8 protein-coding genes are annotated in these 7,846 nt (G+C 57.7%); 6 read left to right on the top strand and 2 right to left on the bottom strand.

The window, feature by feature from the left end; all coding sequences use genetic code 11:
- The 6 genes from G454_RS21995 to G454_RS0116995 form a co-directional block, all read left to right on the top strand.
- On the top strand, positions 1-991 hold a 991-nt coding region (locus G454_RS21995), incomplete at its 5' end, for an ATP-dependent helicase (RefSeq protein ID WP_169719403.1).
- Between the two features lie 15 nt (positions 992-1,006).
- Positions 1,007-1,303 carry a hypothetical protein gene (locus G454_RS0117015; RefSeq protein WP_027719513.1) on the top strand — a complete coding sequence of 99 codons (297 nt, stop codon included), beginning with the start codon at positions 1,007-1,009 and terminating at the stop codon, positions 1,301-1,303.
- A gap of 64 nt (positions 1,304-1,367) precedes the next feature.
- Positions 1,368-1,571 carry a hypothetical protein gene (locus tag G454_RS0117010; protein ID WP_027719512.1) on the top strand — a complete coding sequence of 68 codons (204 nt, stop codon included), beginning with the start codon at positions 1,368-1,370 and terminating at the stop codon, positions 1,569-1,571.
- A gap of 196 nt (positions 1,572-1,767) precedes the next feature.
- On the top strand, positions 1,768-2,646 hold the full coding sequence (locus tag G454_RS0117005; protein ID WP_027719511.1) for a radical SAM protein: 879 nt from the start codon (positions 1,768-1,770) through the stop codon (positions 2,644-2,646).
- Positions 2,643-3,770, top strand: coding sequence for a hypothetical protein (locus tag G454_RS0117000; RefSeq protein ID WP_027719510.1), 1,128 nt, complete (start codon positions 2,643-2,645; stop codon positions 3,768-3,770). Before G454_RS0117005 ends, G454_RS0117000 begins: the two co-directional genes overlap by 4 nt.
- 49 nt (positions 3,771-3,819) lie before the next feature.
- Positions 3,820-5,466, top strand: coding sequence for a hypothetical protein (locus G454_RS0116995; protein ID WP_156896882.1), 1,647 nt, complete (start codon positions 3,820-3,822; stop codon positions 5,464-5,466).
- A gap of 17 nt (positions 5,467-5,483) precedes the next feature.
- Here the strand turns inward: G454_RS0116995 and istB are convergent, their stop codons facing one another.
- Both istB and istA read right to left on the bottom strand, forming a co-directional pair.
- On the bottom strand, positions 5,484-6,302 hold the full coding sequence (istB, locus tag G454_RS0116990) for an IS21-like element helper ATPase IstB (RefSeq protein WP_281168468.1): 819 nt from the start codon (positions 6,300-6,302) through the stop codon (positions 5,484-5,486).
- The coding region (istA, locus tag G454_RS20125; RefSeq protein ID WP_051276694.1) for an IS21 family transposase at positions 6,283-7,846 on the bottom strand (1,564 nt) is incomplete at its 5' end. The genes istB and istA, both read right to left, overlap by 20 nt.

Below are 7,846 nucleotides of genomic sequence, written 5' to 3'. Positions count from 1 at the left end.
CGAGATCCTCTCCCTCCGGGAGCGGCTCGGCCTGCCGTGGGGTAGCTTCGCCGTGCTGTACCGCAGGAACGCCATGAGCGGGGAGTTCGAGCGGGCGCTCGCCCGGCGCGGCGTGCCCTACGAGGTGGTTGGCTCGGTCAGCTTCTGGAAGCGCAAGGAGGTCAAGGACGCGCTGGCGTTCCTCCGCGTGGCCGTCAACCCGCGGGACGCGGTCTCCCTCGAGAGGGTCTGCCGCCTCCTCCCGGGCGTCGGCGAGGGGCGCGCCAAGGAGGCCGCCGGGTTCTGCTTCGGGGGCCTGCCAGCGTGGGACGCCCTCCGGGAAGTGGCGGGGAAGAAGGGCGTGCGGAAGAAGGCCAGGGAGGCGCTACTGGGGTTGGCCGGCCTGCTCCTGGCCCTGGAGGCAGGGGTGCGCGCGGGAGAGAACGCCGGGGAGTTGTTGCGGAAAGCGCTGGAAGGTTCCGGCTACCTCGCGGCGCTGGAGCGCGACGCGACCGAGGAGGGCAGGGAGCGGTTGGAGAACGTGGCGGTGCTCGTCTCCGCCGCCGCCGAGGTCGGTTCGGTCGACGAACTCCTCTCCAGGGCCGCCCTGGAGTCCGGGGACGGAGAAGAGGGCGGTAGCCGCCGGGACGCGGTGAGGTTGATGACCCTGCACAGGGCCAAGGGGCTCGAGTTCCCCGTGGTCTTCCTGGTGGGGGCGGAAGAAGGCGGCCTGCCCGACTACAGGAACGCCGGGGGCCCGCCACTGGAGGAGGAGAGGCGGCTGTTCTTCGTGGGCATGACCCGGGCTATGGACTTCCTGTACGTCACGCGGGCCGAGTGCAGGGGCCTCTGGGGCAGGGGCCAGCGGAGGCCCCCCTCCCGGTTCATCGCCGAAGCGGGGTTGGAGGAAGTCCGTGCCCTTCCGGGGCGGACGGCACCAGGAAGGGCGGACTGCCACGGGCGGCTTGAGCGGCCGGACCCCAGGCGACTGGCGGCCTTCCGGGCGGTGTGACCCAGGGGGGGAAGGATGCTGGTCGGAAATCCGGATTCCGACTTGGCGGGCGTCGTGGCGCGTGCCGTCTGGGTGTTCACCGGGCTGGCGCTGGTTGTTGTCGTTTTGCGGCGCGCGCCGCTGGGGTTCGGGAGGGCGTGCGCGCTGGCCGTCCTGGTGGCCGCCGCGCAGGTAGCGTACCTCGCGGCGGCCGCGGCCTTGCTGGCCGCTTCGGGGGCGGCCACGCCTGCCGTGTCCGGCACGGAGGAAGCGGTGTCGATCCTGTCCCTTGTTCTCCTTCTCGCCGAAATTTTTGTATGCTTTTTGCCGTGAACTTGGCTATACTCTGGGTAGCCGGAGAGTTGTGTAGGGCAGGGGAAAGCGAGGGAGGGAAAAATTGAGCCTTGGTATCACGGAGGGATTTACCATGCGTGCCTACGGTATTTTCGATGGCGTGGCCAAGGATGATATGTTTGCCGTGGCGGCGGTGCCGGACTTTGCCACTTGGAAGAAGGTCATATTGACACCGATACCCAAGGGAGTGGTATACTTAACCTATGAGTACATTTTTCCAGATAATAAACTCATTGCCAAGGAGTAGGTTGAACGTTCTTTGCGTCTGGCCGAACTATTATAGCAAGTACCCGCCATTAGGACTGCTCAAGCTTTCGGCCTACCACCGTTCGCGGGGAGACATAGTACAGCTAGTCCGTCCGCCGGAAGTCCCAAGATTCGTTCCAGATGTGATCTACGTTACGTCGCTCTTTACTTATGCATGGGAGAAAGTCAAAGAGGCGGTGAATTTCTATCGCCGCCTCTTTCCCGGAAAGCCTGTTGTACTCGGCGGCATCTACGCCAGCTTGATGCCGGAACACGCCGAGGAGGAGATAAAGCCGGACTACCTGTGGCGGGGCGTGATCCCCGAACTGGACGAGGTTCTGCCCGACTACTCGCTGGTACCCTGGTGGGACGGTAGCTTGGTATTTACTTCCCGGGGTTGCATAAGGAGGTGTCCCTTCTGTGCCGTCCCGAAGCTGGAACCCGAGTTTACTTACCGACCTTCGGTGACCGACCTCATCTGCGAGAGGTACAGTCAGGTGGTTTTCTGGGACAACAACTTCCTGGCATCGCCGTACCACATGGAGATACTGAGCGAGCTGGCGGACATAAAGAAGCGCAGGCGTTTCTTTCGCATCGACTTTAATCAAGGGCTGGACGCGAGGCTAGTAACGCCTGAGAATGCTAAGGCCATTGCTTCCCTCCGTATGCAGGTTGTGCGTTTGGCATACGACTCCTCTTCTCAACGCGAACCTTTGAAGCGGGCCATAGACATGCTCGTGGAAGCGGGGGTGAACAGGAAGAACTTTTTGGTTTACGTTATGTTTAACTACGAGGATACGCCGGATGACTTTCTAAGAAAGGTTCAGGATCTCCTCTCCTGGGGGGTGGCGGTCTATCCGATGAGGTACCAACCGACTGACGCCCTCAAGAAAGACTCGTATGTGGCCCCCGGTTGGACGCCGGAGCTTCTGGAGATGGTGGCCGATGCCCGCCGCGTCTTGGGCGTGAACGGTGCTTGGCCGCCTTATGAGGCCTTAAAGCGCAAGTTCTTGGATGCTTCTGATCTTGAGGATGCTCTGAAACTGAGAAGTCCGAAGGAGGCGGTTGCCACTTGAGCTTTGAGTCGATATCAGCTTCCGCGCGGGACATTCTTGACGCTCTCGCTGAAAGCAACGCAGACTTCATTCCCGCATCTCCCACCGACGAACCCCCTGTGGAGGCCGAACCGGCAGACCCCGACAGGGTAAGGGACGATGCTCACTTCGAGAGCGACAACGTTTGTGTGACGTATGAACCTGTCGATCGGTTTAGGCCGGTCATGAGTATTCCGGTAGGGCCTCCGGTAACGAGGAGCGAAGATCACGTTTTCCGTTACTTTCTGGACGGCTCGTTGAGGACCTACTACTGGGGTGACGTTGTGGTTTCAACTTATTCTTACCCCGTCCTTGTCTCCGAGATAGCAGTCAGTGCTTTGAAACGGGACAGGGAAGGATTTATGCATCCGCATACTACTGTTCACCAAGTTATAGCGATATTTCCTTTCACTCGTGGGGTTATTCGGGACGTTCTGGAAGGGCGTGTCTTAGACGCTATGAAACCCGTCTTTCTGGAAAAGGAGCCGGATTCGAAGAGGGATCTGCGCTCCGTCTTGGCCGCGAAGGCTCGGGAGCAGCTCCATGTCTTGGAGGTTGAGGTAGCCGTGAACCTTCCTGGCAGGGAAAACGGGGAGTGGCTCGTGATCGACGGTGACATCAGGCACAGCTCTTTCCTAAGCTTGAAGAATGTCGTCGGGTTGGCTAAGTCCTTTAGCTGGAAACCCGTGATTGAAATCGAAGGCTCCCACTACCGCTTCACCTTGCCGTGGGTCATTCAGAGGCTGAGAGAAGGCGAGCGTACTCCCGTATTGCGGAAGAAGTCAGATGAATACCCGTCGCTGGCTTTCTGGTATCTTCGGCTTTGGCCAGTTGACAGGCTCGATAACTACATGCAGGGAGTCGTCAAGGTCGAGGTCGTGATGGAGGGCGAGTGGAGCGAGGAGAAACGGGCACTCGCCGACAGGCTGAGTCGTGCACTCCTCGCCGAGAGGTTGCCGACGATCTACCCCATGCGGCGCTGGCACTCCCACATCTACCCCATTTATCAGGCCGAGACGCACGTAAAAGGGACTCTGTACTCGCCTCAGGTCATGAGGCAGATTTTGTTTACGAGAAGGAGGTCTGGTTCGATTGCCTCACGGTGATAAGCTTTGCAAGAATGGTGAAGTGCCATCCGCGGATGAGCTTTTTCCGTTGGACAAGCCTGAAGACGCTTCCATAATAGGGAAGGTTTCGTCAACCGAACGGGACCCCAGCTCATCCTCGTCCTTTTCCTTCTGGGTGAAGGGCGGCATCTTGATCAACCCCTTTGACTACGTCTCCGTGGAGAACTATGGGGGTTCCCGGACTATAGGTGTGGTTAAAGAAATCCTGGCACCCACTGATGCCCAAAGCCACCTGTCAAACTACATTTCGTCAAACTTCGGGGATATAGGTGCCGAGGGTAACACCCGCCGCGTTACAACTGTAATTGCTAAAGCGGACGTGGCCGCGAACACCGGGGTGGATTCGCCCCACACCAGGCGGGGCAAACGTTCAGTTTCCTACCCGGTACTCAACGACAGCCTAGTGCGCTTTGCAAGCAACGAGGAAGTAAACTTCGCTTTAGGCATGGACGTCCTGGCTCCTGACAACCGCCTCCCGGCGGGGGTAATCCTCCGTTCGTCTGGGGATCCGCTTCCTCTCTACCTCGACAGGCGGTACGTATTGGGGCCTGAGGGGGCACACGTGAACGTCTCCGGTACTTCTGGCCTCGCCGCGAAGACTTCGTATCTGATGGTTCTGCTGAGGATCGTCATGGAGCGTTTCGGAGAGGAAACAGCGGCGATTCTCTTCAATGTGAAGCAACAGGACCTGCTCTATATAGATGAGGACCCGCTACCGGACTACCTAGACGACTACGATAGGAACCTTTATCGTGTTTTAGGAATCGATAACCCCGGACCGTTCAAGAACGTGCGCTATTACTTCCCTTACGGAGAAAGGAACATCTCTTCCGTTTATGAGAACCCGTCTGGAAAGCTAGCGTTCTACTACGCCTATGCCCTGAAGGATGTCTATGATGAGCTCGACTTGCTCTTCTCAGAGATTGACGACCCGCATTTCACGTTAGCTAGTATTGCCAGTTACGTCGCTGAGAATTACAGTAGCGGTAAGATGAAGTTCAAGAAGGATACTCCGGAGGAGGACCCCCTCTTCTCGAAAGATACTATAGTGACAACATGGAAGCACCTTAAGTGGTTTGATGATTTCCCTGCTGAGGCGGTCGGTAGCGGGAACGTGAGGAACGTGCTGGGTAGGTTCAAGCGCCATTTGAGCTGGTTGACGAGGCCAAAGATCTTCGTAGAAGAAAGGTCGCCCCTTGCTCTCGGTTGCGATGCTTACTATCTGGGTGATGTAATTCGTAGTTCTCTGAGGCCGGGCGATGTTGTAGTTGTGGATATCCAGCCGTTCGAAGACAAGATGGACACCCAGGGTTTCATCATTGGCGATATCCTGCGCAGGTTGAAGGAAGCCTATCGAGAAAACCGCGATCGGATGCCGCGTCACACGGTCATCCTCATTGATGAGTTGAACCGTTACGTTCCGTCGGGTACACAACTCACAGCGCTTGGTCGAGAGATAGTGGACCTTGCCCGAGTGGGACGGGCTGAGGGCATAACGCTGTTTACTGCCCAGCAATTCCGCGCAGACATCCACCATCAAGTGTACGAGAATTGTGCTACAAGCCTGATCGGCATAACGGGTTCGACGGTGTCGGTGTCAATATTTTTTGCCCCATTTTTGGTCATTGAGGATGCCCCATTTTTGGTCAAGTTGATGGGTCAAAAATGGTCATGAAAATTCCTCATTTTTGGTCATGTAAATTCCCCACTTTTGGTCACGACGCTGGAAGGGGAGGTCTCTGTTTTGGGCTCACCTGTTTTTGACCTGTTGCGCAGCCGGTAGCTCGGGCCGTTGATGGTAATGACGGTGGAGTGGTGAAGCAGCCTGTCTAAGACCGCACCGGCAAGCACCGGGTCACCCAGCATCTGGCCCCAGTCACTGAAAGACTTGTTGCTGGTGATGATAATGGAGCCGCGCTCATAGCGGCGGGCCACTATCTGGAAGAAGTAGTTGGCCACGTGAGCTTCCACGGGCAGGTAGCCCATTTCATCGATGATCAAGAGGTCGGGCGCCACATAGGTCTTTAGGGCAGACATGTGGCTCCCGTCAGCTCTGGCAGCATGAAGGGCAGCAGCCATCTCCGAAAGAGTGGTGAAAAGCACCTTGTAACCTGCCTGGCAGGCTTTAAAGCCCAAAGCCAGGGCCAGGTGAGTCTTACCCACCCCCGGTGGTCCCAAAAAGAGCACGTTTTCGTGCTGGCGCAGGAAGCGGAGCTCGGCCAGTTCCCAGATCTTTTGCGGATTTAGAGATGGCTGAAAGCTAAAGTCAAAGCTTTCCAGGGTCTTCACTGCCGGCATGCGGCTCTTTTTGAAGCGCGTCTGCACAGCCTTTGCCTGCCGGTGCTCAAGCTCCCTGTCCACCAGGCACCGCAGGAAATCGAGGTACGAGAGGTTGGCCTCCACGGCGCGCTTGAGTTCCGCATCCAGCACTTCCGCCAGCCGGGAGAGCCGCAGGCTCTTCAGCTTGGCCAAGAATTCCCGGTATTCCGCATCAAGCATGATCTTCACCACCCCCAAGGAGGGCTGCCTCGTACTCTTTAAGAGAGCGCACTGCTACATATACCTGCTCAGTTGGCAGGTGCTTTGTTGGCAGCGGTGGCGGGGGAAGCTCCGGCTCCTTTGGCGGGTGCATGTCCTGGGCGCATATGTTGCGCACCGTGCGGCTGTCAAAGGCCCCGTAAAGGGAAGCCCGCTCCAGGGCCTTTGCTACCGTTTCCCGGGGGTAAATTTCCAAAAGCTCGATTATCCTGTGGAGGTGGTACGCCGCTCCCGGGCCCTTCGTTTTGACCAGGCCGGCGATAAAACCTTCCGCCTGGGGAAAGTACCCCAGAAAGAGCTCTCTTGTGCTGCGCATGCGGTAGGGATAGGTTGCCTTTGGCATTCCCTCATAATGATGGGGGTTGCGGATCATCCGGCCTTTGCCTTCGGCCAGCTCGTGCTTAGCCACCAGTTCACCCTGGTAGAAGACCAGCAGTTCCCGCCCGTTATTCTTCACCTCCACCTCGCGGCCGGCCAGGATGAACGGCACGGAGTAGAGGTTGCCATCATAACTGACCAGACAATCTTTTGAAACCAGGCGCTTTTCGCTGAGATTCACTTGGTATTCACCCGGCGGAAGAGGACGCAGCTTTTCTTCTGCCAGGCGCTCAAAGGGCACGGCCCCGGTGGTGCGGTGAACCCGCCGGTTGGCCACCTCGTCCAACCAGCGGCGGGCCTTCTGGTTGAGGTCTTCCAGGTCTGTAAACTCCGTACCCTTAAAGAAATCCTGCCGGATGTAGCGAAAGGGCCGCTCCACCTTGCCTTTAGCTTCGGGGTTGCCCGGGGCACAGAGTATGGGCCTGAAGCCGTAGGCGTGGGCAAAGGCGAGAAACTCCGGGTTCCACCGTATGGCCCCCTCACTCCGGGAAAGAACCACGAGCTTGATGTTGTCGTAGACGACGGTAAGTGTCACTCCGCCAAAATATTGGAAGGCGTTCACATGGGCCCGTATGAAAGTGGCCAGGTCGCAAGAAGTGGTAAATTCGATGTACATGGCGCGGGAGTAGGAGAGCACCATGCTGAAGCACCATATGAGCACTTCCCGGCCGTTCAACACGACCCTGCCGAAAAGTGACCAGTCCACTTGGGCCTGCTCTCCCGGCCCGGTTTCAAACCGTATGTAAGCCCGCCTGGGCCGCTGTTCTCTCAATGTGGCCACGTACCTTTTGACCGTTTCGTAGGAACCGGTATAGCCCTGGTTCCGGATCTCTCTGAAAAGCCGCGTGGCGGTGAGGTCATACTTGTTCAACCGCTCCTCTATGTACGGCTTGTACGGGTCCAAAATGGAGGGTTTCTTCTTTCTCTCCTGCGGGTAGGAGTCCTGCTGTAGGGCACGGCTTACCGTTTTCCGGTCTATGCCCAGCATTTCAGCGATGCGGCTTTTGGGCACTCCCTGCTGGTGGTAGGTGTGGATCATGGCCCAGGTCTTCACCCCTATCATCTTGGCAGTCACCCCGTGCACTTTTTCGAGCTCTTTTTCCCGAAAAAGTAGCACGGGAGCTGTCCCTTTTTCTTTA

Source organism: Desulfovirgula thermocuniculi DSM 16036 (assembly GCF_000429345.1).
GTDB lineage: Bacteria > Bacillota > Desulfotomaculia > Desulfotomaculales > Desulfovirgulaceae > Desulfovirgula > Desulfovirgula thermocuniculi.
This window is presented reverse-complemented; position numbering and strand designations above follow the sequence as displayed.